This window comes from Reyranella humidisoli (assembly GCF_019039055.1).
Lineage (GTDB): Bacteria > Pseudomonadota > Alphaproteobacteria > Reyranellales > Reyranellaceae > Reyranella > Reyranella humidisoli.
The window spans coordinates 304,633-329,555 of the sequence record NZ_JAHOPB010000001.1; the positions used below are offsets into that span (position 1 = coordinate 304,633).

At 66.8% G+C, this 24,923-nt stretch carries 27 protein-coding genes; 10 read left to right on the forward strand and 17 right to left on the reverse strand.

The annotated features are described in order from the left end of the window. Positions 1-18: 18 nt before the first annotated feature. Both KQ910_RS01485 and KQ910_RS01490 read right to left on the reverse strand, forming a co-directional pair. The gene (locus KQ910_RS01485) at positions 19-678 is read right to left on the reverse strand and encodes a DsbA family protein (protein ID WP_216956390.1); all 660 of its coding nucleotides are present in this window, start codon (positions 676-678) and stop codon (positions 19-21) included. A gap of 56 nt (positions 679-734) precedes the next feature. Next, positions 735-1,808, reverse strand: a complete 1,074-nt coding sequence (locus tag KQ910_RS01490) for a DciA family protein (protein WP_216956393.1) — start codon at positions 1,806-1,808, stop codon at positions 735-737. 52 nt (positions 1,809-1,860) lie between these two features. Here KQ910_RS01490 and mutY point away from each other — a divergent pair, with 52 nt between their 5' ends. Next, complete coding sequence (mutY, locus tag KQ910_RS01495; protein WP_216956396.1) at positions 1,861-2,910, forward strand: A/G-specific adenine glycosylase; 1,050 nt, start codon at positions 1,861-1,863, stop codon at positions 2,908-2,910. A 177-nt stretch (positions 2,911-3,087) separates the two neighbouring features. Here mutY and KQ910_RS01500 read toward each other — a convergent pair whose 3' ends face one another. Further along, positions 3,088-4,200 (reverse strand): site-specific DNA-methyltransferase, encoded by a 1,113-nt coding sequence (locus KQ910_RS01500; protein WP_216956399.1) that lies wholly within the window; start codon positions 4,198-4,200, stop codon positions 3,088-3,090. A gap of 126 nt (positions 4,201-4,326) precedes the next feature. Between KQ910_RS01500 and KQ910_RS01505 the strand changes: the two genes are divergently transcribed. Further along, complete coding sequence (locus KQ910_RS01505; RefSeq protein WP_216956402.1) at positions 4,327-5,985, forward strand: GMC family oxidoreductase; 1,659 nt, start codon at positions 4,327-4,329, stop codon at positions 5,983-5,985. Here KQ910_RS01505 and KQ910_RS01510 read toward each other — a convergent pair. The 4 genes from KQ910_RS01510 to rnhB are packed head-to-tail and all read right to left on the reverse strand — an operon-like array spanning position 5,982 to position 8,015. Further along, the gene (locus KQ910_RS01510) at positions 5,982-6,344 is read right to left on the reverse strand and encodes a hypothetical protein (protein ID WP_216956405.1); all 363 of its coding nucleotides are present in this window, start codon (positions 6,342-6,344) and stop codon (positions 5,982-5,984) included. The two genes, KQ910_RS01505 and KQ910_RS01510, sit on opposite strands and share 4 nt — an antisense overlap. 17 nt (positions 6,345-6,361) lie before the next feature. Next, positions 6,362-6,988: a glutathione S-transferase family protein gene (locus KQ910_RS01515; RefSeq protein ID WP_216956408.1), complete on the reverse strand. Its 627-nt coding sequence runs from the start codon at positions 6,986-6,988 to the stop codon at positions 6,362-6,364. 18 nt (positions 6,989-7,006) lie between these two features. Continuing rightward, positions 7,007-7,402, reverse strand: coding sequence for a VOC family protein (locus KQ910_RS01520; protein WP_216956411.1), 396 nt, complete (start codon positions 7,400-7,402; stop codon positions 7,007-7,009). Positions 7,403-7,406: 4 nt separating this feature from the next. Next, positions 7,407-8,015, reverse strand: a complete 609-nt coding sequence (gene rnhB / locus KQ910_RS01525) for a ribonuclease HII (RefSeq protein WP_229600294.1) — start codon at positions 8,013-8,015, stop codon at positions 7,407-7,409. A gap of 30 nt (positions 8,016-8,045) precedes the next feature. Between rnhB and KQ910_RS01530 the strand changes: the two genes are divergently transcribed. Further along, a complete protein-coding gene (locus tag KQ910_RS01530; RefSeq protein ID WP_216956418.1) occupies positions 8,046-8,600 on the forward strand; it encodes a nucleotidyltransferase family protein in 555 nt (184 codons plus the stop codon). A gap of 12 nt (positions 8,601-8,612) precedes the next feature. Beyond that, positions 8,613-9,530: an AEC family transporter gene (locus KQ910_RS01535; RefSeq protein ID WP_216956420.1), complete on the forward strand. Its 918-nt coding sequence runs from the start codon at positions 8,613-8,615 to the stop codon at positions 9,528-9,530. Positions 9,531-9,544: 14 nt separating this feature from the next. Here the strand turns inward: KQ910_RS01535 and KQ910_RS01540 are convergent, their stop codons facing one another. Both KQ910_RS01540 and KQ910_RS01545 read right to left on the reverse strand, forming a co-directional pair. Further along, positions 9,545-10,177 carry a glutathione S-transferase family protein gene (locus KQ910_RS01540; protein ID WP_216956423.1) on the reverse strand — a complete coding sequence of 211 codons (633 nt, stop codon included), beginning with the start codon at positions 10,175-10,177 and terminating at the stop codon, positions 9,545-9,547. A gap of 12 nt (positions 10,178-10,189) precedes the next feature. Continuing rightward, positions 10,190-11,323 carry a PA0069 family radical SAM protein gene (locus tag KQ910_RS01545; protein WP_216956425.1) on the reverse strand — a complete coding sequence of 378 codons (1,134 nt, stop codon included), beginning with the start codon at positions 11,321-11,323 and terminating at the stop codon, positions 10,190-10,192. A 92-nt stretch (positions 11,324-11,415) separates the two neighbouring features. Here KQ910_RS01545 and KQ910_RS01550 point away from each other — a divergent pair, with 92 nt between their 5' ends. Both KQ910_RS01550 and KQ910_RS01555 read left to right on the forward strand, forming a co-directional pair. Further along, the gene (locus tag KQ910_RS01550) at positions 11,416-11,883 is read left to right on the forward strand and encodes a GNAT family N-acetyltransferase (RefSeq protein ID WP_216956428.1); all 468 of its coding nucleotides are present in this window, start codon (positions 11,416-11,418) and stop codon (positions 11,881-11,883) included. A 54-nt stretch (positions 11,884-11,937) separates the two neighbouring features. After that, positions 11,938-12,384, forward strand: a complete 447-nt coding sequence (locus tag KQ910_RS01555; RefSeq protein WP_216956430.1) for a hypothetical protein — start codon at positions 11,938-11,940, stop codon at positions 12,382-12,384. Here the strand turns inward: KQ910_RS01555 and KQ910_RS01560 are convergent. Next, positions 12,379-13,365 (reverse strand): aminoglycoside phosphotransferase family protein, encoded by a 987-nt coding sequence (locus KQ910_RS01560; protein ID WP_216956433.1) that lies wholly within the window; start codon positions 13,363-13,365, stop codon positions 12,379-12,381. The two genes, KQ910_RS01555 and KQ910_RS01560, sit on opposite strands and share 6 nt — an antisense overlap. Then, entirely contained in the window at positions 13,358-13,906 is a 549-nt protein-coding gene (gene moaB / locus KQ910_RS01565) for a molybdenum cofactor biosynthesis protein B (protein ID WP_216956436.1), read from the reverse strand. Before moaB ends, KQ910_RS01560 begins: the two co-directional genes overlap by 8 nt. A gap of 231 nt (positions 13,907-14,137) precedes the next feature. Between moaB and KQ910_RS01570 the strand changes: the two genes are divergently transcribed. Further along, complete coding sequence (locus tag KQ910_RS01570) at positions 14,138-14,611, forward strand: cupin domain-containing protein (RefSeq protein WP_216956439.1); 474 nt, start codon at positions 14,138-14,140, stop codon at positions 14,609-14,611. Positions 14,612-14,732: 121 nt separating this feature from the next. On the opposite strand, the gene KQ910_RS01575 is transcribed toward KQ910_RS01570, so the two are convergent. From KQ910_RS01575 to KQ910_RS27120, 6 genes are all read right to left on the reverse strand, one after another. Continuing rightward, positions 14,733-16,217 carry a tripartite tricarboxylate transporter permease gene (locus tag KQ910_RS01575; RefSeq protein WP_216956442.1) on the reverse strand — a complete coding sequence of 495 codons (1,485 nt, stop codon included), beginning with the start codon at positions 16,215-16,217 and terminating at the stop codon, positions 14,733-14,735. A 10-nt stretch (positions 16,218-16,227) separates the two neighbouring features. Further along, positions 16,228-16,719, reverse strand: a complete 492-nt coding sequence (locus KQ910_RS01580) for a tripartite tricarboxylate transporter TctB family protein (protein WP_216956444.1) — start codon at positions 16,717-16,719, stop codon at positions 16,228-16,230. Beyond that, on the reverse strand, positions 16,716-17,684 hold the full coding sequence (locus KQ910_RS01585; protein WP_216963482.1) for a Bug family tripartite tricarboxylate transporter substrate binding protein: 969 nt from the start codon (positions 17,682-17,684) through the stop codon (positions 16,716-16,718). Before KQ910_RS01585 ends, KQ910_RS01580 begins: the two co-directional genes overlap by 4 nt. Before the next feature lie 87 nt (positions 17,685-17,771). Then, complete coding sequence (locus KQ910_RS01590) at positions 17,772-18,395, reverse strand: cysteine dioxygenase family protein (RefSeq protein WP_216956447.1); 624 nt, start codon at positions 18,393-18,395, stop codon at positions 17,772-17,774. Next, positions 18,392-19,543 carry a CaiB/BaiF CoA transferase family protein gene (locus KQ910_RS01595; protein WP_216956450.1) on the reverse strand — a complete coding sequence of 384 codons (1,152 nt, stop codon included), beginning with the start codon at positions 19,541-19,543 and terminating at the stop codon, positions 18,392-18,394. The genes KQ910_RS01590 and KQ910_RS01595 overlap by 4 nt, the downstream gene beginning before the upstream one ends. 2 nt (positions 19,544-19,545) lie before the next feature. Then, positions 19,546-21,351: a transglycosylase SLT domain-containing protein gene (locus KQ910_RS27120; protein WP_216956453.1), complete on the reverse strand. Its 1,806-nt coding sequence runs from the start codon at positions 21,349-21,351 to the stop codon at positions 19,546-19,548. 118 nt (positions 21,352-21,469) lie between these two features. Between KQ910_RS27120 and KQ910_RS01605 the strand changes: the two genes are divergently transcribed. From KQ910_RS01605 to KQ910_RS01615, 3 genes are all read left to right on the forward strand, one after another. Further along, positions 21,470-23,668, forward strand: a complete 2,199-nt coding sequence (locus tag KQ910_RS01605) for a rhodanese-like domain-containing protein (RefSeq protein ID WP_216956456.1) — start codon at positions 21,470-21,472, stop codon at positions 23,666-23,668. A 144-nt stretch (positions 23,669-23,812) separates the two neighbouring features. Beyond that, positions 23,813-24,157 carry an AtpZ/AtpI family protein gene (locus KQ910_RS01610; protein WP_216956459.1) on the forward strand — a complete coding sequence of 115 codons (345 nt, stop codon included), beginning with the start codon at positions 23,813-23,815 and terminating at the stop codon, positions 24,155-24,157. A 17-nt stretch (positions 24,158-24,174) separates the two neighbouring features. Next, the gene (locus tag KQ910_RS01615) at positions 24,175-24,903 is read left to right on the forward strand and encodes a F0F1 ATP synthase subunit A (RefSeq protein WP_216956462.1); all 729 of its coding nucleotides are present in this window, start codon (positions 24,175-24,177) and stop codon (positions 24,901-24,903) included. The last annotated feature ends 20 nt before the right edge of the window (positions 24,904-24,923 follow it).

Sequence of the window (24,923 nt, forward strand, 5' to 3'; positions counted from 1 at the left end):
GGTTACTTGCCCGAATGCCTACTTGGCGAGCTTGGCGAACACGCCGTCGAGTTCGTCGACCGAGCGCGCGCCGCGATAGAGCTGGCCGTTGATGAACAGGGTCGGCGTCGAATTGACGCCCATCGTCTCGCCGCCCTTGTAGTCGTTGATGACCGCGTTGCTCATCGCCTCGTTGGCGAGGCAGGCCTTGATCTCGTTCTCACCGAGGCCGGCGATGCGCAGCGGCTTGGCCAGTTCGGCCAGCGGATCGGCAGAGGCGGCCCATTGCGGCTGGCTGCGGAAGACGAGGTCGAGCACGCCGAAATAGCGGTCGTTGCCGGCGCATTCCGCGATCTGGGCAGCCTTGGCGGCTACCTGATCCAGCGGGAAGTCGCGATAGACCAGCTTCACCTTGCCGGTATCGATCCACTTCTTCTTGATCTCGGGCAGAACCTGGGTGTGGAAATGCGCACAGTGCGAGCAGGTCAGTGAAGCGTACTCGATTACCGTGATCGGCGCTTTCGGATCGCCCAGCACGTGGTCGCCGGGCTGCACGCTTTCGAGGGCGGCCTTGTTGGGGGCCGACGCGGCCGCAACCGGCGCCGGGCCGGCCGCAGGCGGACGGGTGCCGAAATAGACGCCAGCCGCAATCGCAGCCACCGCCACGACCCCGCCGGCGACGATCAAGATATTCCGCATTTGCCCCTACCCTCTCCACTACATCTTGGGAATTACGCCTGTGGGGAGTCAAACGTTTACCGTCCCACCTGGCGTAAAATCGCTACGATCGCGTCGATGCCGCCGGGATTGCCGTACGGCTGCTCGTTGATGAACACGGTGGGGGTCGAATTGACCCCCAGCGCCTGCCCGGACTGCACGTCGCCGATGACTTTGTCCAAAAGCCGGTCATTGGCGAGACAGGCCTGGGCCTCGGCCTCGCCGACTCCCAGCCCGGCCAGCACCGTCATCAGCTCCGCCGCAGGGTCCGGCGCGGTCATCCACTGGACCTGCGTCCGGAAGATCGTGTCGACGGCGGCAAAGAACTTGTCCGGACCTGCGCACTCGGCCAGCAGGCTCGCCCGCGTGGCGATGGCATCCGAGGGAAAGTGGCGATGGACCAGCTTCAGCTTGCCGGTGTCGATCCAGTCGCGCTTCAGCGCCGGCATCACCGCGGCGTTGAAGGTCGCGCAGTGCGGACAGGTGAACGAGGCGTAGTCGATCAGCACGTTCGGCGCGTCGGGTTTGCCCAGCACGTGATCGCCGGGCAGCGGTTCGAGGAACTGCCGCTGCGCCTCTGCCCGGTCGCCGAGGCCCAGCGCGGCAAGGGCGCCCAGGCTGCCGAGCAGGAAGCCGCGCCGGTCCGTCGCGATGCGCGCGCCGAGCCGCGCCAGCGCCGCCCGCAGGTCGGGGTCCTTCACATTGGCGGCCCGCTGGGCCATGGCCTGCTCGACGGCGGGATCGGGCCGCGGCACCCGGGGGGCCGGCCGCGGCGCGGAGATCACCCCCTGCACCAGTCTCACGTCGTCGATCATCCTGTGCCCGAAATAGGCATTCACCCGTTCCACGATCTGACCGCTCCTGTGCTGGACTTCGAGGGCGGCGGCGCCCGAGACCTTCAACCGCAGCGCCTTGCCCGCGCGCGCGCCGCGTCCCGCGAGGATCGCGTCGGGTCGCGTCGTGCGGGCGAGTTCCGGCCCCACGACCGCCGGCCAATCGGCCTTCAGTCGCATCAGGGAAGCGCCACGGCCGGCCTTGCCGCCCTCGCGGGCGATGCCGGAGGTGAGCTTCTGGGCCAGACCGCCGATCGCACGGAAGCCGTTTTCGCGCATGGACCCTTTCAAACGCCGCTCCGTATGGTAGGCCACGCCCCCGAAGCTGACCATGACTCACGCCGACCGCCTGCTCGCCTGGTATGATCGACATCGTCGCACCCTCCTCTGGCGCGCAGCCCCGGGAGAGCGCACGGCGCCGTACCGTGTCTGGCTCTCGGAGATCATGCTGCAGCAGACCACCGTCGCCACGGTGGGCGAGTATTTCCACCGCTTCCTCGAACGCTGGCCGACCGTCGAGGCCCTGGCCGAGGCTCCGCTCGACGACGTGCTCTCGGCCTGGGCGGGCCTCGGCTACTACGCCCGCGCCCGCAACCTGCATGCCTGCGCCCAAGTCGTCGCCGGCACCCATGGCGGCCGCTTTCCCGAGGACGAGGCCGGCCTGCTCGCCCTTCCCGGCATCGGCCGGTACACGGCGGGCGCCATTCGGGCCATCGCCTTCGACCAGCCAGCCTCGGCGGTCGACGGCAACGTCGAGCGGGTGATCGCGCGGCTCTACGCCATCGAGACGCCGCTGCCCGACGCCAAGCCCGACATCCAGGTCCGCGCCGCCCGGCTGGTGCCGCAGCAGCGTGCCGGCGACTACGCGCAGGCCATGATGGATCTCGGCGCCACGGTCTGCATCCCGCGCACCCCGCGCTGCGTGATCTGTCCGCTGATGCAGAACTGCAAAGGCCGCAAGCTCGGCCTCGCCGAGGAGCTGCCGCGCCGCGCGCCCAAGGCCGAGAAGCCGACCCGCCGCGGCCTCGCCTTCGTGCTGCTGCGCAAGGACGGCGCCGTGCTGCTGCGCAAGCGGCCGACCAAGGGACTGCTGGGCGGCATGGACGAGGTTCCCTCGAGCCCGTGGCGCGAGGGCACGTTCGCGGCGGCCACGTCGCTGGCCGAGGCACCGGTACCGGCGCGCTGGACGGTGATGGACGGTCTCGTCCGCCACACCTTCACGCACTTCCATCTCGAACTCACCATAGCCCGCGCCATCGCGACGACGGGGCGGCTCGCCGGGCTGGCGCCCGGCACGAGCTGGTGCGAACTCGACAAACTCGACGAACGCGCCCTGCCCACCGTCATGCGCAAGGTGATCGAGCACGCCGTCAAGGCTTAGGATTACATCAAAAAGAGCCCGTCGCCTCGACCGGAGCCGAGCGTAGCGAGGCGAAGTGGAGAGGCCTTCTCTCCACAATCAGTCGGCTATTCGTGGAGAAAAGGTCCCTCCACTCCGCGCTGGAGCCTGCCCCGAGGGCATCCGAGGGGGCGCTTCGGTCGAGACGACGGATATTGCCTAAAGACCCGCGCGGACCTGCTGGCGGAGATGGTCGATCGGGCGGCGCGCGCCGGCGACGTCGATGTGCCAGAAAGTCCAGCCGTTGCACGCGGGCGCACCCTGCACCGCCGCGCCGACCTGGTGGATCGAGCCGCGATGGTCGCCCAGCGAATTCGAGGCCGACAGCGAACCGTCGGCGCGCACGCGGGCGTGCAATTGGCCGCTCGGGTCGGACAGGACCGCGCCGGGCTGCAGCAGGCCCGCCTCGATCAGCACGCCGAACGGGATGCGCGGCTCGGCGCGCTTGCTGGGCTTGGGCGTCACGTCCTCGGCTGCCAGCGGCTCGATCTCGGCGATGCGCTTGCGCGCGATGGCGGCGTAGTCGGGATCGCGTTCCAGGCCGATGAAGCGGCGGCCGAGGCGGCGCGCCACGGCGCCGGTCGTACCGGTGCCGAAGAACGGATCGAGGATCGTGTCGCCGGGATTGGACGCGGCCATGATGCAGCGGAACAGCAGCGATTCGGGCTTCTGCGTCGGGTGCGCCTTCTTGCCGTCGTCGCCCTTCAGGCGCTCGCCGCCGGTGCAGAGCGGCAGCAGCCAGTCGGAGCGCATCTGCACGCCCTCGTTCAGCTCCTTCATCGAATCGTAGTTGAAGGTGTAGCGCTTGGCCGCCTTGTCGCGCGCCGCCCAGATCAGCGTCTCGTGCGCGTTGGTGAAGCGCTTGCCGCGAAAGTTCGGCATCGGGTTCGACTTGCGCCACACGATGTCGTTCAGCAGCCAGAAGCCCTGGTCCTGCAGCGCCGTGCCGATGCGAAAGATGTTGTGGTAGCTGCCGATCACCCAGAGCGTGCCCTCGGGCTTCAGCGCGCGCCGCGCGGCCGCCAGCCACGCGCGGGTGAACTTGTCGTAGAGCGCGAAGCTTGCCCCGACGGACTCGGAGGGGTCTCCGAACTTGTCCCAGTCGTCGTCGACCGCATCGACCTTGCTGTTGTCGGGACGCAGCAGGTCGCCGCCGAGCTGGAGGTTATAGGGCGGGTCGGCGAAGACCATGTCGACGGAAGCCTCGGGCAGGGCCTGCATCAGTTCGATACAGTCGCCGACGAGCACGCGATCAATTTTATCCACAGGCATCGGTGGAAGATGAGTCCACAGCCTTGCCCGGTCAAGAATCTAATTGAATCAATTGCTTAGACACTAGATCGAGTCGAAAAACCTACAGCCGACCACTATAACTGGAGCGAGGCATGATGGGGCGGCATGAACGAGACACCCATTTTCACGGACGATGACCCCAGGGGCAGGCTGAAGCGCCGCGAAGCGATCGGCGCCGCGATGGCCGGCGGCCTGGCGCTTTCAGGTCTTTCAACTCCGGCCCATGCGGCCTCCGGGGTCCGCACCCTCGCGTCGCACGGCCAACTGCGCGCGGCCTACGACCATGTGATCGTCGGCGCGGGATCGGCGGGCTGCGTTCTGGCGCATCGGCTGGGACGAGCCGGGCGTCGGGTGCTCCTGATCGAGGCCGGCATGCGGTCCACCCTGCCGGCCGTGGCGATCCCGCCGGCCTGGCCCAGCCTCCAGGAGAGCACGCTGGACTGGCGATACGAGACGACGCCGCAGCCCGGACTGGACGGTCGCACCATCACCTGCCCACGTGGCAAGGCGGTCGGCGGGTCGAGCATCATCAATGCGCTGGCCTACCAGCGCGGACATGCGGCCGCCTACGACCGCTGGCCGGCGGGTTGGCGTCACGCCGATCTGCTCCCCTACTTCAGGCGCGCCGAAACCTTCTCTGGTGGCGCCAATGCATGGCGCGGCGGCAGCGGCCCCCTGCACGTCCTGTCGCTGGCCGACGTTGCGGACCGCACGCCGGTCGCCGAGGCCTTCATGGCCGCCGCGCAGCAATCGGGATTCCCGACGACACCCGACGTCGGCGGGGAACTCACCACCGGCGTCGGCTGGAACCAGCTCAGCATCGCGGGCCATGCGCGCGCCGATGCCGCGACGGCCTACCTGGACAGTCTCGCAAGCGGTCCCGCAGAGGTGCAGGTGGATCTGCTCGCCGGCGTGCAGGTGCTCGGCCTCGAGATCGAGCGGGGCCGGTGCCTCGGCGTGCGCCTGCCCGAGGGCGTCGTGCGGCCCGAGGGCGACGTCCTGCTCTGCGCCGGCGCGATCGATTCGCCGCGCCTGCTGATGCTGTCGGGCATCGGTCCGGCCGACGAATTGCGCGCACTGGGAATAGCGAGCGCCGTCAACCTGCCCGACGTGGGTCGCCATCTGGAGGATCATCTGCTGCTGGCCGGCGTGGCCTACCAGGCGCGCCGCGAGGTTCCAGCCTCGCGCTACAATCATGCGGACTCGCTTCTGTACGTGCCGCACGCGACTCCCGGAGAGAGCCCCGACATTCTCGTCATGTGCCTGTCGGTGCCGTTCGTGCGGCCGACCGTCGGTCCCCTGTCCGCGCCGGCCTACGTCCTCGTGCCCTGCCATCTGCGTCCCCGCAGCCGCGGCAGCGTCAGGCTGGCCTCCAGCGATCCGCGGGCCGCGGCGATCATCGATCCGCGCTACCTGTCCGAGCCCGACGATCTCGCGGTGCTGGCGAAGGGTGTCGAGATCGCGCGCGAGATCGGCGCGGCGAGGGCGTTCGACGATTGGCGGTCGAAGGAAGTCTATCCCGGGCCGGCCTGGACGACCGACGCCGGCCGCCACGACTTCATCCGCCGCGCGACGGATTCGTTCCACCATCCCGTCGGCACCTGCCGCATCGGCGCCGTCGTCGACGAGCGCCTGTGCGTGAAGGGAATCGCGGGATTGCGCGTCATCGATGCCTCGGTTTTGCCCGGCCTGCCCGCTTCGATGTGCAATGCCGCCGTGACGGCGGTCGCCGAGAAGGCGAGCGACCTGGTGATCGCGGGTTAGGCGCGGTTGCGTCGGAACAGCAACGCGACGATCACGCCTCCCAGCACCGAGGCGAGGACCATCAGCGCGAAGAAGCCCACGGCGGCCCATATCGCATAGGTCATCGCCTTGTGCCCGGCCTCATCGACCTTCTTGTCGACGAGCGCCCGCAGCTCACCGACCTGCGCCGTCATCTCGTCCCGCAGGGCCTTCAGTTCGGGCCCCATCGCGCGGGCCCGCTCCGCAGCGGCCTCCTTGCTCCTCTCGATCGCCTCTCTCGGAGACGGCGGCGGAACCTGCGCCTGCTGGGCAAAGGCCGACGCCGCACTGGCGATCGAGAGGCCCAGCACGAGCATCAGCGACGTGACGCGGCTGTACATGACGGGACCTCCTCCTCTCAGGCGGTTTCCTCGGCGATCGCCTTCTTCACGGCCAGTCGCTCGGACATGCGGTGGCGATGATCGACCACGCGCGGCACACGCGCGAGATCGACGCCGTCCTTCTCCATCCATTGCGCGAGCGTGAAGAGGTAGGGATCGCAGATCGTGTAGGTGTCGCCCATGACCCAGGGCCCCTCCAGCATGTCGCGCTCGATCATCTCGAACGCACCGCCGACCGTCTCCGGCACCTTGCGCCGCATGGCGGCGATCGAATGGGCGTCGTCGGCATCGACCCAGCGATGGCCGCGCATGCGATGGGCGTGCGCCACGTGCAGATGCGAGCAGAGATAGGAATTGAACGACTGCATCCGCGCGAAGGCAAACGCATCGGCCATCGGCGCCAGCCCGGCAGCCGGGAAACTCTGTGCGACATAGACCAGCATCGCCGGCGTCTCGGTCAGGATGCCCCTGTCGGTCACGAGCGCCGGCACGCGTCCCTTCGGATTTATCTTCAGGAATTCGGGCGACTTCTGCTGTTCCTTCGCGAACTCGATGCGCTGCGTCGAATAATCGGCGCCGACTTCCTCGAGCACGATGTGCGTGGCCAGCGCGCAGGAACTTGCGGCGTAGTAGAGCTTGAGCATGTTCTGTTTCTCCGGCCGTCAGACTTCGGCATAGATCTCGATGACGTTGCTCTCGGTATCGCGGAAGAAGATCGCGCGATGACCCCAGGCCGGGATGTCGCGCGGCGGGCCCATGAGATCGACTCCGGCGGCGGCCAGCTCGGCCTGGATCTCGTCGATCTCGGGCGGCGCGACCCTGAAGGCGAGCTGCACCGAGGCCGAGCCCGACGGGGCGCCCGGCCCGTCCTGGAAGACGCCCTCAAGCGTGCGCTGTCGCAGGCAGAGCAAGCCAGAACCAACATGGAAGCTCACCCAGCGCGGCGTCTCGCGCTCGATACGGAACTTCATCACGTCGAGATAGAACTGCTGTGCACGGGCGAGGTCCTCGCAGAGCAGCACCACGTAGTCGAGATTGCGGATCGAGGTGAGGCCCATCGCGTCAGACCAGACGCGTCACGGGCGCGAAGCTGCGCCGGTGGTGCGGCGTGGGCCCCAGCATCGACAGCGCCTCCAGATGCTGCTGGCTGCCGTAGCCACGGTTGGTCTCCCAGCCGTAGCCCGGATAGGTCAGCGCGAGCGCGTGCATGTAGCGGTCGCGCGTCACCTTGGCGAAGATCGAGGCGGCAGCGATCGAGTAGGAATGCGCGTCGCCGCCGACGATGGTCTCGGCGCGGCAACCCAGTTGCGGTGGCGCGCGATTGCCGTCGATCAGCACGACTTCCGGCTGCTCGGCCAGCGCCCGCACGGCGCGGCGCATCGCGAGATAGGTCGCCTGCAGGATGTTGATGCGGTCGATCTCCTCGACGCTCGCCTCGGCGACGGCAAACTGCACGACGCCCGATGCGATCATGGCCTCGTAGGCCTCCTCGCGCTGTTCGAGCGTCAGCTTCTTGGAATCGTCGATCATGCGCAGCAGCTTGCGCGCCGCCCGCGTGCGATCGATCACGGCGGCCGCCGCGACCACCGGACCGGCCAGCGGGCCGCGCCCGACTTCGTCGATGCCGGCAACACGCCCCTCGCACCGCAGTTCGAATCGAAAGCTCGGCATTATCCCCATCGAGGCCGGCTAGACTGGGCCATGTCCCAAAGTTCAGCGCTCGTCGCCCGCATCATCGCAGATGACGCCATCGCAATGGAACAGCTTCGTGCGGTGCGCTCCCTCGACCTGCCGGACTGGTGCATCGCCGCGGGATTCGTGCGCAATCGCGTCTGGGATCATCTGCACGGCATCGTACCGCCGCGCGAGCCTGTGGATATCGACGTCATCTATTTCGACGCGGGCGATGTCTCGCGGGAGAGCGAGGCGGCGTTCGAGCAGCGCCTCGGCAGGCTGTTGCCCAGCCTGCCCTGGCAGGTTCGCAACCAGGCGCGCATGCATGTCTGGAAGGAGCTGCCGCCGCATCGGGACACGGCGGACTCGATGGTCTACTGGCTGGAGTCGGTGACCGGAATCGGCGTGCGCCTAGAAGTCGACGACGCACTCACCGTCATCGCGCCGCTCGGCACCGACGATCTGCTGAACCTGCGCTGCCGCCCGACAGCGTTCGGGCGCAGCCGGCTGCACGAGTACCGGGCGCGGGTCGAGGCCAAGCGCTGGCGCAAATTGTGGCCCCGGGTGAATTTCATCGAATAGACTTCGCGAACGATGATCGCCGCCTTCCTGCCCCTCGCCGCCATTGCCTTTCTGGGCGCCCTGCTCCGCCATTTCATTCCCGGCATGGAGCAGACGCGCCAGTCGATGAACAAGCTGGTGCTTTACGTCTTCCTGCCCGCGCTCGTCTTCCGGACGGTGATGGACGGCACGATCAGCCGGCTCTTCCTCGAGATTCCCGCCCTGGCCGCGACCGGCACGCTGGCCTGCCTCGCGGTGGGCTTCCTCGTCTTTCACTTCCTGCCGATTCCCGGGCCGACCAAGGGCGCGATGATGCTGGGCGCCGCCTTCGGCAACGTGACCTATCTCGGCCTGCCGGTCCTGCTCGGCATCTTTCCCGGCCAGGCCGACCAGGTCTCCGAAGTCTCGGTCCTGTTCGAGGTCACCAAGTCGTCGCTCAACCTCACGCTCGGCGCCATGATCGCCATCGCCTATGGAAGCCAGGAGCCGATCACCTTCCGGCGCACGGCATACGAGGCGCTGAAGCTGCCGCCGCTCTGGGCGCTGCTGGTCGCGGTCCTCTGGAAATCGTCGGGCATCCCCTGCCCCGCCATGGTCATGGACACCGCCTCGATCCTCGCCGTGGCGGTGAGCGGCATCATGATGCTGTCGCTCGGCATGGCGCTGCGCTTCTCGGCCACTAAGCTGATGGCGCTGGCCATCCCCGTGTCGGCGATCAAGCTGGCCTTCGCGCCGTTCGTCGTCTTCCTCGCCGTCACGCCGTTCGGTGTCGCCGGCGTCTACAGCAATGCCGCCATCCTCGAAGCCGCGATGCCCAGCCAGCTCCTGTCCTTCATCATCGCCGGCAAGTTCAAGCTCGACGAGGAGACCCTGGCCTTCGTCATCATGGTCGACACGATCCTGGCCTTCGTGACCCTTCCGATCGTGCGGACGCTGCTGCTGGCGGCCTGATCCGCGCGCGGCCGTCAGCCCGGCTGCGCTGGCGCGGCCATGAGCTTCGCCGACTGTTCCTGCGCGCGCAGGGCTGCCGGTCGTCCGACATGGCGCTGGGCGTAGGCCTCGAACACCGGCCGCCTCTCGATGCCGCCGAACATCATGCCCCAGTGCAGGAATGACGCCATGTAGAGGTCGGCCGCGGTGAAATGGTCGGCGGCGATGGTTCGCCGGTCCGCGACCAGCTGGGCCACGGTCTCCATGGTGCGTTCGTAGGAGCCGTAGCCGAATTGCACCTGCAGCGTGGGCGTATCGGGAGTCCAGCCGGCGGCCTTGTTGCCCAGCGCCGGCTCACCGCAGCCGGCGACGAAGAACAGCCAGCGATAGTAGGCGCCGCGCTCGGCAGGCGGCGGCGCGAGCTTCGCCTCAGGGAATATGTCGGCGAGGTAGCAGAGGATGGCGGCGGTTTCCGTGACGACCGTGTCGCCGTGACGGATCGCCGGCACCTTGCCCATCGGATTGATGGCGAGATACTCAGCCGACTTCATGTCGGGCCCATACTGCTTCACCTCGAGCCGGTAGGGACAGCCAATCTCCTCCAGCATCCAGTGGACCATCGCTCCACGCGACTGCGGATTGGTAAACAGGATCAGTTCGTCGGCCATGACGTCACTCCTCTAGAACAATCTCATCTGCCTTGCGTCGCGCCTGGCATCGACCAGCGCGGTGCGGGCGGCGGCGGGGACGGCGAAGCGCATCGTGTCGAGGCGGTAGCGCACGCGGTTGAGGTCGAGGCGTTTCACGGACGCGGCGAATCGCTGGCTCAGCAGTTGCGCGATCGGCCCCTCGCCCTTCATGCGCGTGCCGAACTCAGCCTTGTAGAGTTCGCCGTCGCGCATCTGACGCACCAGCGAGAGCACGCGTTCGGCGCGGTCGGGCCGGTTGGCGCGCAGCCACTCCTCGAACAGGTCCTTGATCTCGAGCGGCAGTCGGAGCGCCGTGTAGCCCGCGCGCGTGGCGCCGGCCGCCGCCGCCGCGTCGAGGATCGCTTCCATCTCGTGATCGTTGAGGCCGGGGATCATCGGCGCCGTCATCACGCCGACGGGAATGCCGGCCGCCGAGAGTTCGCGGATCGCGGCAAGCCTTCGATGCGGCGCGGAAGCGCGTGGCTCCATCGTGCGTGCGAGGTCGCGGTCGAGCGTGGTGATCGACAGGAACACCTCGGCCAGATTGCGCCTGGCCATGTCGCCCAGGATGTCGATGTCGCGTGTGATGAGATGGTTCTTGGTGACGATACCGACCGGGTTGTTGAAGTCGCTCAGCACGCGAAGGATCTGGCGCGTGATCTTGAGGTCGCGCTCGACCGGCTGGTAGGGATCGGTGTTGGTGCCCATCGCCACCACGTCGCAGCGATATTTGGGCGAGGCGAGCTCGGCCGTGAGCAGCGCCGCCGCCTCCGGCTTGAAGAGGATCTTCGTCTCGAAATCGAGGCCCGGCGACAGGCCGAGATAGGCGTGGGTCGGCCGCGCGAAGCAGTAGATGCAGCCATGCTCGCAGCCGCGATAGGGATTGATCGACCGGTCGAAGGGAATATCGGGCGAAGTGTTGCGCGCGAGGATGGTGCGCGTGGCGTCCTTCGTCAGCGTCGTGCGCAGCGGCGGCAACTCGTCCTCGATGTCCCAGCCGTCGGTGGTGCGGATCCGCTTCTCGTCGTCGTAGCGGCTGGTCGCGTTGCTGAGCGCGCCCCGGCCGTTGTGCTGCGGCTCGGCGATCTGGTCGTCCGGGTAGAGCGGCTCGACAGGCTCTTTCATGCTCCGACTCTTAGAACAAAAGAGGAACGAGTCAAGCCACTGTCTCTAGGGGTTCATTGTCTCGCGATACGGCCATCCCTAGAGAGAAAGCCATGCAAGCCATCGAACTGCGCGCCGCCCGCCCCGAGGATCGCGACTTCCTGCACAGCCTGTCGCCGCGCCTGTCGGGCGTGCCCGGCCCGGCCTGGCACGACCTCAAGGCCATGGAAGGATTCCAGGACCGGTACATGGCCGCGACCTTCGCCAACGTCGATCCGTCGGCGCAGACGCTTGTCGCCTGGTCGGCCGACGGCAAACGCCTCGGCTACATCCACGTGCGCCCCTTCAAGGACGGCGTGACCGACGAGCCCTGCGGCTACGTCTCGCTGCTGGCGCTGACCGAAGACGCCGAGGGCAAGGGAATCGCGCATCGTATGATGGAAGCCGCCGAGACCTGGGCGCGCGCGCAAGGCTACCGCTTCCTCTGCCTCGACGTGTTCGCCGACAATCGCCACGCCGTGGAGTTCTACGAGCGCCGCGGCTTCCAGACCGAGACGCTGCGCATGGTGAAGCCGCTATAGCCACTCGCATATTTATACTTTGGGTTGTACTAATATTATTAAATACAAGCTAATATGACTGCTGACACCTATCTATTTGAGAGACAGCAGATGGTAGATATCCAGGTCAGGACTGCGAGTCACGATGACATCGATTTCATCGCCAAGCTCTCGCCGCCGGGCGATGAGGGACTCGCCTCGCAAGCCCGTATCACGATTGAAGAGGCCTCGACGGCCGAGCATTCGGCGGTCTTCATAGCGGTGAACGGCGATGGGCAGCGCCGGGGCTACGTCCATCTATACCCGGAGAGAGAGGACTCGGGCGAAGAGCCTCACCCCTATGTTCTTCGAATCGCCTCGGTATTTCAGGCGGAGAGCAACGTCTTCAGCAGCCTCTTCGGCGGGGCCGAGGCCTGGCTGCGAAAGCAGCGCGGTCGGCTGGTTTTCATCGAAATACTCGCCCAGGACGAAAGTGGCACCATGTTCGAGGCCGGAACCATTACCCCTCCGAGGCGCTCATAGCCACTCGGCGCGAAGGGCGCGGATGGAGCCGCGGTCGAAGCACTGGTCGATCCGGACCCGCAGATGGACCTTCATGGCAGGCTCCAGACCGGCGTCGCTCCATTGCGAGGGATCGGATGGATCCCGCGGCGCCTCCGTCTGAACTTTCCAGCGCGCCATGAACATAATCGTACGCAGCCAGGTGAGCCGTCGCATCGGCTGCAGCCACGGTTGCAGTTCAGCGGCGCGTGTCTTGCCGATCCTCGCAAGATAGGACTCGTAGAAGCCTTCGACCTCGGCTCGCGCGAGAATCTTGCCGACATCGGGATGCCAGACGGTCGAGGTCGGCAGGGTCGCGTGCGCCAGATCGATCGCCGACGAGCCGACATGAACCTTTTCGAGATCGACGAACCACGCGATGCCGGCGCGATCGACGATGAAGTTGCCGGGGTGCGTGTCGGCCAGCGCGATCGACAGAGGCTGCGAGCGCCCGCCCAGCGTGCCCGCCATGTCGCGCATCAACGCCAGTTCTTCGACGATCTCCGCACGGGCGCCATCGTCTCGCACTGCTTTGTCGAGAAAGCGTCGGGCGCCCTGCTCCACGACATCGAGCGTCGCGCGGAACGGCTTGTCCTGCCGCGGGATCGGCGAATCGGATGCAGGGAGCGGCAACGAATGAAGCCGCGCCAGCGTATCGGCCATCGCATCGAGTTCGTCCGGAAGACGCGGCGCACGGCCCTCGATGAAGTCGACGATCAAGGCACCGCCGGGAAGACCGGGCCTCGGCTCGATCACCTCGTGAAGTCGCGGCGTGCGGCCGGCCGGCGCGAGATGGCGGAACGCTTCAGCCTGCAGGTGCAGGCGCCCTGCCGCCGTCGGATCGTCTTCGTAGGCATAGGCGATCCGCGCCAGCCGGCCGTCCTTCAGTCGTACGTGACCATGCGCCGTGCCGGTCGCCGGCAAGGCCTCGCCCTCGCGCAGGGCAGCGAGGAAATCAGCCACTGCGTGGCATCTTGCCTTCGTTGAGGCGCGGCATCAGTTCCGCGAAGTTGCAGGGGCGGAAACGGATGTCGAGCTGCTGGCGCAGGATGTCGTCCCAGCCATCCTTGCAGGCCCCGGTCGAGCCAGGCAGTGCGAAGATGTAGGTCGCATTGGCGACGCCCGCGGTGGCGCGGCTCTGCATGGTCGAAGTGCCGATCTTCTGGAAGCTGATCCAGCGGAAGGTCTCGCCGAACCCCTCGATCTTCTTCTCGAACAGGGCCTCCAGCGCCTCGGGTGTCACGTCGCGGCCGGTGACGCCGGTCCCGCCGGTCGAGATCACCACCTCGATGCGCGGATCGTCGATCCACGTCTTCACCTGCGCCCGGATCAGCGCGATGTCGTCGGTGACGATGGCACGTTCGACCAGGACATGGCCGTCGCGCGCGATGCGCTCGACCAGCGTATCGCCCGACTTGTCGGTCTCGAGCGTGCGCGTGTCGGATACCGTGAGAACGGCGATGTTCACCGGCTTGAATGGCTTGGTCTCATCGATGCGATTCATGCGTTCACTATACCTCAGGAGTCGGCAACTTCGATGTTCGCCTGGAAAGCGCCGGCAGGGAACGCCACCGAAGGATTTTTCCTTTCACGACCGCAAAGGCATCAGGACTTTCCATTGACTCTCCACCATGGGGATTTAGTGATCTCCCCTCTGGAAAACAGCCGAACAATCCTTTCATTGCTTCCGAAGCACCGCCCCTGGGAAGCTGACATTCAAAAGCGCGGAGACATCATGACCGGCCCCACCGACTGGAAGCATGACGGCGTTCGGGTCATCCCCGCCGGATCGCTCGACACCAACACCGCGCAGACCCCGGGCATGAACCGGGCCGCTGCCATCAATTTCGCCCGCGTCGGCGCGCAGAAGCTGTGGGCCGGCACGGTGACCATCCACGCCCACGCCAAGACCGGCGCCCACCACCACGGGCACCTGGAAAGCGTGATCTACGTGGTCAAGGGCCGTGCGCGCATGCGCTGGGGCGACGAGCTCCAGTTCACCGCCGAAGCCGGCCCTGGCGACTTCATCTACGTCCCGCCCTACGTGCCGCATCAGGAGATTAACGCCTCGGAGACCGAGCCGCTGGAATGCGTGCTGGTCCGTTCCGACAACGAGGCGGTCGCAATCAACATCGACATCACCCCGGCCGAGAAGGTCGAGGAAGTGTACTGGGTCGATCCGACACATCCCCATCCGCACAAACACTGACGCTGCGCGTCAGAGTTTGTGCGGATGCGCGGGCGGCAGCGCTTGTAATCAAGCGCGAGTAAGGCGCTGTAAACAGCGCCGACCCGCTCCGTGCAGAACAGATAAGAAGTCGAAGGCGGCCCTACCCGGCCGCCTTCTTCTTTTTCGGCCACAGCCCCGCAATCAGCAATGCGACAGCGACGATCGCGAAGCCTGTCGACAGGTAGCTGTGGAAGAAGATCGTCGGATCGCCGTCGGAGATCGCCAGGGACTGGCGCACCGAGCGCTCGAAGATCGGCCCCAGCACGTAGGCGAGGATGACGATGCCGAGATCGAAACCGTGGCGTCGCAGGAAGTAGCCCACGAAACCGAAGATCACCGAGATCACCACGTCGGCCGGATTGCCGTTCGACGAATAGACGCCGATCAGGCAGACCGCGAGGATCATCGGCGTGAGATAGGCGCGCGGGATGTCGAGGATGCGCACGAACAGGCCGATCAGCGGCAGGTTCAGGATCAGCAGCATCACGTTGCCGATGTACATGCTGGCCACGACGCCCCAGAAGATCTCGGGCTGGCGTTCCAGGATGGTCGGCCCCGGTGTGACGCCGTGGATGATAAAGGCGCCGAGCAGCAGCGCCGTGACCGCGTTGGCGGGGATGCCCATGCAGAGCAGCGGCACGAAGGCGCCGGCCGTGCCCGCATTGTTGGCCGCCTCAGGTCCTGCCAGTCCCTCGACGGCGCCCTTGCCGAATTCCTCGGGATTCTTCGAGAGCTTGCGCTCCATGCCGTAGGACAGGAACGAGGCCAGCACCGCGCCGCCACCGGGCAGCAGGCCGACGAGGAAGCCCATGACCGTGCCGCGCGCGATGGGGCCGACCGACCGCCTCGCCTCCTCGCGGGAGGGCATGAAGCCCAGCAGGTGCGAGGGCGGCGGCAGGACCTTCATGTCGTCGGGCTTCTGGCGCGCCATGAACAGCACTTCGGACAGGCCGAACAGGCCGATCGCCAGCGGCACGAGATTGACGCCGTCGCCAAGCGCCAGGATGCCGAAGGTAAGACGCGGCGTCATGTTGAGCGGGTCGCTGCCGATCGTGCCCAGCAGCAGGCCGAAGGCCGCCATCAGCAGGGCGCGCGGCAGCGAGCCGCTCGACATGTAGGTGACCATGGTGAGGCCCGCGAGCATCAGCGTGGCGTATTCGGCGGGGCCGAACTTGATGACCAGTTCGGCAAGCGGCGGCGACAGGAAGGAAATGCCGAGGACGCCGACCGTGCCGGCAAAGAACGAGCCGATGCCGGCAATGCCGAGTGCTGCACCGGCGCGGCCCTTGCGCGCCATCTCGTAGCCGTCGAGGCAGGTCACCACCGAGGACGCCTCGCCCGGAATGCGCATCAGAACCGAGGTCACGGTGCCGCCATAGGCGACGCCGTAGTAGATGCCCGAGAGCATGATGATGGCCGACGTCACGTCCATCTTGAAGGTGATCGGCAACAGGATCGCGATGGTGGTGAGCGGACCGAGACCGGGCAGGATGCCGACGACGGTGCCGAGGAACACGCCGACGAAGCAGTAGAACAGGTTATCGGGGGTCAGCGTGGTGGCGAAGCCGCCGAGCAGCGCTTCCATGCGTCGGACCTCAGCGCACGTAGGTGTAGAAAGTGCGCTCGATCGGGCCTTCCGGCAGATCGACGCGGAGCAGCCAGCCGAAACAGACGAGGCCGACGGCGGCACAGGCAACGCCGTAGCCGATCGAGGCGAACCACGAGCGGCGTTCGGCGAAGCGCATGATGACGACCGTCACCGCCGTGACCGTGACGGCGAAGCCCAGATACGTCGCGCCCAGCGCGAACAGGGCGAAGGTGGCGATGTAGATCGCGAAGGTACGGTTCGATTCCTTCGTCGCCTCGACGTCGTCGGTGTCGCCGCCTTCGGTTTCGCCGGCCTGGCCCGGAAAGACCAGGACGACGAGGGCGAGCGCCACACAGATGCCGGCCATGAGTTGGGGGAAGAAGCCGGGGCCGGGGCCGTCGAAGCCCCAGCTGTCCAGTTCCATCGCCTTCCACAGGCCGACCAGCGCCGCGGCCAGCAGGCCGAGCGTCGCGATCCGCGTGCCACTCAACTTCATCATGCAGGCTTCTTGGCCATGCCGGTTTCCTTGAGGATGGGCACCAGCTCCACCTCGATCTTCTTGAGCAGCTCGCCGTATTCCTTGCCGTCACGGTAGATCGCCTGGATGCCGAGCTTGGTGATCTGGCTGGTGACCGATTCGTCCTTCATGACGTCGGCCAGCGCCTTGTCCATGCGCTCCTTGATCGCCGGATCCACCCCGGTCGGGAAGGCGTAACCGAAGGGTCCGTTGCTGACGGCGTTGTAGCCCAGCTCGCGCAGCGTCTTGACGTCCGGATAGTCGGGCCAGCGCGCCTCGGCGGCCGAGGCGAGGAAGCGCAGCTTGCCCGCCTCGATCTGCGGACGCATTTCGGTGACCGTCTGGATGACCGCATCGACATGGCCGCCGATCGCCGCCGTCACCGATTCGACGCCGCCCGGGAACACGACCCAGCGCAGCTTGGCGCCGCTCAGCTTGGCGAGCTGGAACATCGCCACGACGTTGGTGACGTTGTTGGAGCTGTAGGTGAGCTGCTTCTGCTTGCCCTGGTTGACGAGATCCTCGATCGACTTGATCGGACCGTCGGCCTTCGCGCCGATGCCGTATCGCAGCGCCGCCACCTGGCCGATGATGTCGAACGCCTTCCAGGGCTCATAGGCGACGTTCATCATGTTCGGCACGGCGATATGGCTCGAGATCGCGACGAGACCGATCGTGTGTCCGTCCGGCGCCGACTGGGCGAGCGTCGTCGGACCCAGCGCGCCGGCGCCGCCGACCACGTTCTTCACGATCACCGTCGCGTTCAGCCGCTTCTCGAGCGCCTGCGCGATGATGCGCGCGGTGAGATCGGTGGAGGCGCCCGGCGCGTTGGGGTTGATGAGGGAAATCTCGCGGGCCGGCCACTTGCTCGACTGAGCGATGGCCGGGGCGGCGACCGTCATGGCGGCGAGGGCGGTGCCGCCCTTGAGCACGGTTCTACGGTTCATCTGTCTTCCTTCCCTGTTTTTCGTATCGGAAGACAGTGCTTGTCGGGCGCTCGGCTGGTCAAGGGAGACGTGCCGTTACGCGAACCGCTACGAAGCGGCGCGCACCTCGGCCGAACGGTCCCAGATGTTGGGCTGCTCGCGATTGGTGTAGCCCGACACGAACAGGTTCGGCTGGCCGGTCTTCACATCGTAGGTGTGACGGCGCACCGCGCCGATGTTGCCTCCATAGACGTGGATGCTGATCGATCCGCGATCGTCGAGTGCGTTGGTGACCTGGTGGATGTCGCCCGCCGGATTGCGCGGCGCCGGCACCAGCACCTCGACGTCGCCGGGCTCGAGCCTGGTCAGCGTGCCCGGGACCAGCACGCCGGTCTCGGGATGACGCGTGAAGCCGAGCGAGGTCTCGGAGCCGCGCAGCATGCCGACCAGGCCCCACATCTCGTGATCGTGCACCGGCGTGTTGGCCTTCGGCGCCCACACGAAACTCACCACGCAGAAGCGCTCGAACGGATCGCACCACAGCAGGTTCTGCGCATAGCCGTGCGCCGGCACCTTCGCCGCCTGCTCCGGCAGCCAGTCGTCGTGCTTCACCAGTTCGCCCAGAAGCCTGGCGCCCACTTCGACGACCGCGTTCTCGTCCTTGTCCTGCCAGGCGCCGCCGGTCAGGGAGGTCATGTCGCCGATGAAGCGACGCAGACGATCGATACTCATTCCGCGGCCTTTCGCTCGAAGGTGTTTCCGAAAATCGCCTCGGTGTCGGCGCCAAGACCCGGCGGGTCACGCCGCTTGGAGATGTCGGTGGCGGAGATGCGGACCGGACTGCCGAAGGTCCTCGTCTTCACGCCCGAGGGAAGCTCCATCTCTTCGACCCAGCCCATGTGCGCGACCTGCGGGTCGGCCAGGATCTGGCTGTAGGTGTTGATGCGGCCCTGCGGCACGCCGGCCTTCTCGAAGGCGGCCAGCCAGTGATCGACGCCCTGCTTGGCGAACTCGACCTCAAGCAGGTCCTTCAGCGCGACCTGGTTGGCGGCGCGCGACTGCGTGGTGGCGAAACGCGGGTCGGCGAAAAGGTCGGGGCGACCGACCACCTGAGTCACCGCTTCCCAGAGCTTGTTGTTGCCGGCGGCGATGACGAAATGACCGTCGGCGCACTTGAAGGCCTGGTAAGGCGCATTGCGCGGATGGGCCGAGCCGAGCTTCTTGGGATCGTTGCCGGTGCCGAAGAACTCGCTGGTCTGGAGCGCGGCCATGCCGAGGCTGCAGCCCAGCATCGAGGCGTCGATATGCGCGCCAGCTCCACCGCCCGCGACGCGTCGCAGTACGGATACGATGGTGAAGGCGGCATAGAGGCCGGTGCCGGTGTCGGAAACCGGCACGCCGCATTTCACCGGCGCGCCGTCGGGCTCGCCGGTCACGCTCATGATGCCGCTCATCGCCTGCACGGTGACGTCGAAGCCACCTTCGCCCGAACGCGGGCCGCTCTGGCCGAAGGCCGAGATCGAGCAATAGACGAGGCCGGGCCTCTCGGCGCGGAAGGATTCGTAGCCGAGGCCGAGGCGATCCATCACGCCCGGCCGGTTGTTCTCCAGCACCACGTCGGCGGTGAGGATCAGCTTGCGCGCCGCGGCCTTCTGCGCCGGGTCCTTGAGATCGAGCACGACCGAGCGCTTGTTGCGGTTGATCGAGGCGAAGTTCTCGCTGTAGCCCTCGGTGATCGGCGGCCACTGGCGCATCATGTCGCCTTCCGGAGGCTCGACCTTGATCACCTCGGCGCCAAGATCGGCCAGCAACATTCCACAATAGGGACCTGCCAGGACCTGGCAGAACTCGACGACGCGTACACCAGCCAGCGGCAACATGTTCAGCGGGTTCCATCCTGCGCGATGTAACGGGGCCAGTCGTGCGAGGCGATCTGGTCGAGCGACGGCGTCGGCTGGCCGAGGCGAAGCTGGTAGATCCAGTAGTTGGTGAGCACGCGCTGCACGAAGTCGCGGGTCTCGTGGAGCGGGATCGACTGGATGTAGAGCAGCGGATCCTGCGAAGCGTTCAGCGAATTGTCCCAGCGCATCACGTTGCCCGGGCCGCCATTGTAGCCGGCGGTGGTGCGCACGAGATTGCCGTCGGTCTCGTTCAGCAGCATCGAGATGTAGGCCTGGCCGAGCGAAACGTTGACCGGCGGATCCCACGGATTGGCGCCCGCGGTCTCCGGCGCATAGCGCGCCGAGACGGCGCGCGCCGTCGCCGGCATGAGCTGCATCAGCCCCATCGCACCCACGACCGAGCGCGCCTTGGGATTGAATGCCGACTCCTGTCGCATGAACGCATAGACCAGCGAGCGATCGACACTCTGGCCGCTCGACGGCTGCCACGGCGGGATCGGATACATGCCGCCGTCATAGCCCTTGATGTTGTGCCGCTGGTCCCAGTTGGCATTGCCGACGCGCACCGAAAGCGCGGGCAGCTGCGCCTTCTGCGCCAGCGCCATCACCGCCTCGACATAGCGCGGATCGGCGTCGATCGACGCGGCAAACAGTTCGCGCTCCGCCGCCGTCGTGGCGCCGAGCTGCAACAGCGCCAGCGCACGCCGCGCCGCGCGGTCGCCGCGCAGCATGTCGGTCCGGCGGCGGTCGAGCGGCGGCACCTCGAAATCCGGCTGAATCTGCATGCCCAGCGCCTTCTGGGCGACAAGGCCGTAGAACGTCCGGCCATGCAGCGCCGCGCGCTTCAGATAAGGTGCGTACTTCTGCGGATTGCCGGCCAGCAGGTTGGCGCGGGCCGCCCAGAACGAACCGGCGGACAGGGTCCACGACGAAGCCCGGTCGGGCGAGGCATCGGCCACCAGCTCGAAGCGACGGGCCGCCTCAGCCATGTTGCCGCGTGTAAAGGCCGTCATGGCCGCGTTCCAGTTGGCGTCGGGCGGCATGCTGGCCTCGACCGGGATCTGCACGCCACGCTGCGGATCGGCCTCGAGTTGGCGGGTGCGCAGGCGACCGCGCCACAGCTCGACTTCCTGCGGCCCCAGAATCTCCGTCGACGACTTGCGGTCGAGCAGCACGAAGGCGGCGTTGAACCCGCCATCGTCGGCCATGGTCTGCAGGCGCGAGCGCAGTTCGGCGGCCTGGCCGGCATCGGCACCGTTCACAGTGCGGGCGGCCGCGAAGTTCGGCGAGCCCGGCGTGCTGCCCACGAACGTGGCAGGCGTCAGCTCAGGTCCGCCCGGCGTGCGGCGCGCCAGCGCCAGCTTGTAGATGGCGGGCGCATCGGGGTGGTCGTTGTATTCCTGCAGCCAGGCGGCGAGTTGGTCGTAGCGCGCCTGGTTGCTCGGGCTGAGCAGGCGCTGGGCGCCGACATAGCCCATCAGCGTCTTGTCCTGGAGCTGCCGGATGTCCTCGTCGGCCTGCGTCCAGTTGCCCGACTGCTGCGCCTGGAAGATGCGGCGGTACCGGTCGCGCGTCTCATTATCCAGAACGGTCGGCAGATCGGCGACGACCGCATTCTCATCGAGTTCGACGACGGGCGGCGGCGGCACATAGACCGCGGCGCGCGGGGCGGGACGGGCGGCAGGTCGTGCGGCCGGCCGGGTCACGGCGGCGTTGGTCGCGGCGGGCTTGGTCGCCTGGGTCTGGACCGGCTTCTTCGCTGTCTGCGCCGAAGCCTGGGCCGCCACGAGAGCAACCGCCCCGATCAGGACGGCGGATAGGGTTGTTCGCATGGCGCACCGTAGTTTGACTCATGCTGGGGCGACAAGGGCCGCTGTGCCTATACTGTGCCCAACGGAGGAAGCCATGAACCTGCATCAAGAGCGTGCCGCGGCCGTGCGGCGACTGATCGACGAAGCCCGCGCCATCGAGAGCTCGGGCGTGACCGCCGCCAGTCTCGACAAGATCGGCGGCCTCCTGTCGTCGCTGGCCAGCCGCGCCGACCTCTTCCCGCAGGACGAATTTCCGCTGGGCGCCGACGGCGGCATCTATCGCCTGAGCGAGGATCCAGACAATCGCTTCGCGCTCTATGCCTCGGCCGGGGGCCCCGGCAAGAAAGTGCCGCCGCACAATCACACGACCTGGGCGATCATCGCCGGCGTCCACGGCGCCGAGCGCAACGTCGTCTACGAACGCCTCGACAATGGCGCGCAGGAAAACGTCGTGCAGTTGCGCGAGGCGCCGGCGAAAGAAAAAACGCTGAAGCGCGGCGACGTGATCGCCTTCCTGCCGGACGACTTCCATCACATCGAGACGCCGGTCGGCTCGGGCAACGCGCTGCATCTCCATTTCTATGGCCTCAGCCTCGAGCATCTGCCCAATCGCCTGACCGTCGACATGAAGACCGGCGCGGCCAAGCGCTTCATGGCGAAGGCGAAAATCCTGACGCCGCTGCTCACGGTGCAGCAGGTGAAGGAGATGCTGAAGTCCGGCGAGGTCTTCGCATTCTTCGACGTGCGCGAGGAAGGCGAGTTCTCGACCCAGGGCCATCCGCTGTTCGCGACGCCCCTGCCCCTCTCGCGGCTGGAGCCGCGGGCCCTTGCCCTGCTGCCCGATCCGAACATCCGCATCGTGCTGATGGACAGCGGCGAGGAAGGCCAGATGGGCCGTGCCAACCGCGCCGCAGCGGCACTCAGCCGCCTGGGCTACACCAACCTCGCGGTCATGGCCGGCGGCCTGAAAGGCTGGCGCGACGCGGGTTATGAGGTCTTTACCGGCGTCAACGTACCCAGCAAGGCGTTCGGCGAGATCGTCGAGCATGGCAACGACACGCCGCGCATCGATGCCGCCGACGTGCAGAAGATGATCGACGCCAAAGCCGACATGGTGATCCTCGATTCGCGGCCGCTGCCGGAATTCACCAACATGTCGATCCCCGGCGGCGTCGACTGCCCCGGCGCCGAGCTGGTCTATCGCGTGAAGGACTTCGTGACGCGCCCCGAAACGCTGGTCGTCGTCAATTGCGCCGGCCGCACGCGCTCGATCATCGGCGCCCAGTCGCTGATCAACGCCGGCCTGCCCAACAAGGTGATGGCCCTGAAGAACGGCACGATGGGCTGGCACCTGGCCGGCCTCAAGGTGGCCCGCGGCGAGACGAAGAGCTTCGGCCCTCAAGGCGCCGAGGCGGCGAAGTTCGCGCAGGCCGCCGCAGCGAACATCGCGGGCAAGATGGGCATCCGGAAGATCGACAAAGCCGGCCTCGACGCCCTCGAGAAGAAGGGCGGCCCCCTCTATCGCCTCGACGTGCGCGATCCCGCCGAATACGCGCAGGGCCATCTCGCCGGCTTCCGCCATGCCGCCGGCGGCCAGCTCGTGCAGGCGACCGACCAGTATGTCGGCGCCCGCAACGCCACCATCGTGCTGCACGACAATGACGGCGTGCGCGCCACCATGACGGCGCACTGGCTGCTGCAGATGGGCTGGAACGAGACCTACGTCCTCAACCACAAGCCCGCCGCTTCCGAACTCACGACGACGGCCGAGCCGCGCTATCCGGCGGGCTTCACCGTGCCGAAGGTCGCGACGGTGACGGCGGGCGAACTTCAAAAGGCGCTGGCGACGACCCTGGTGGTCGACCTCGACACCAGCCTCAAGTATCGCGACGGGCACGTCCCAGGCGCCTGGTTCGCGGTTCGTGCAAATCTCGCACGCACCCTGCCGGAGATGCTGGCGAAGCAGGCGGGCGCCACGCGCGTGGTGCTGGTGGCACCGGATGCGGAAATCGGCGCGCTGGCGGCGGCCGAAATCGCCGAGAGTGCGGGCGGACTGCCCACTTTTGTTTTGACAGGCGGAATGAAAGCCTGGCGCGAGGCTGGCCTCGCGCTCGAAACCGGGCATGTCCGGATGGCCGATCCGCCGACCGACGTCTGGTACCGCCCGTACGACTTCAAGGAAGACGTCGAGGCGGCCATGCGCCAGTACCTGGACTGGGAGGTCGACCTCGTCCCGCAGGTCGAGCGTGACGGCGACGCCCGGTTCTCGGTCCTGAAGCGCTGGAATCTGTGAAACTGCTAGGGTTTCTGGCCTTGTCACATCGTCGCGTGTGCTTGACACACTTTGGCCCTGACAATAGGTTCCGGCGCGTTTTTCATCATGACCGCATCCACCGGATGGGGCCGTGGTGGGAAGCCCGGAGCGGAGCATCCGGTTATGGCTGAGGACGATCGGAAATCGACCCCTGACGAGCTGGATCGGCGCCTTAAAGGTGTCCGGCAGGCCTACCAGGCGGGAACGGGACGGTCGTCCGGACCTGCAACGCGCGGCGCCGGCGGCGAAAAGCTGGGCGTCGGCATGCGGATCGCAGTCGAACTGGTGGCGGGCGTCGTTGCGGGGGCCTTTCTCGGCCTGATGGCTGATCGGTGGCTGGGTACCAAGCCCTGGCTGCTGATTGTGGGGTTCGTACTGGGGTGCGGGGCGGCGTTCGTGAACGTCTACCGGGTTGCGCAGGCTGAAGAGCGGCGCAGCAAAGCAGCCCAGGATGAAAAGAAGAGCTGATTTGGGGATAGAGTAACGTGGCCAGCCCGCTCGAGCAGTTTGCTATCCAGGACCTAACCGCCCCGCTGTTCAGCATCGGTGGCCACCACATCGCCGTCACCAACTCCGCGATCTTCATGATGGGCGCCGTGGTCCTGTCGTCGGGCCTGCTGCTGGCCGGCGCCGGCAAGGGCGCGATGATCCCGGGCCGCCTCCAGGCGATGTCCGAACTCTTCTACGAGTTCATCGCCAACATGATCCGGGACAATGTCGGCAGCGGCGGCAAGAAGTTCTTCCCGTTCATCTTCTCGCTCTTCATCTTCACGCTGTTCGGCAACATCCTCGGGATGCTCCCCTACGGCTACACCTTCACGTCCCAGATCGCCGTCACCTTCTTCATGGCGATGGTGGTGTTCCTCGGCGTGACGCTGATCGGCCTGTTCAAGCACGGCCTGCACTTCTTCTCCCTGTTCTTCCCGCATGGCGCGCCGCTGTTCACCGCGCCGATCCTGATCCCGATCGAGTTGGTCTCCTACCTCAGCCGCCCGATCAGCCTGTCGGTCCGACTGTTCGCCAACATGACGGTCGGCCACGTGCTGCTGAAGGTGCTGGCGGGTTTCGTCGTGGCTCTTGGCATCTTCGGCGTCGTACCCCTCGTGGTGCTGGTGGCAATCACCGCGCTCGAGCTGCTGGTCGCGCTGCTGCAGGCCTACATCTTCACGATCCTCTGCTGCATTTACCTGAACGACGCGCTGCATCTGCACTAGTCGCCGCGCCCGTACCCATC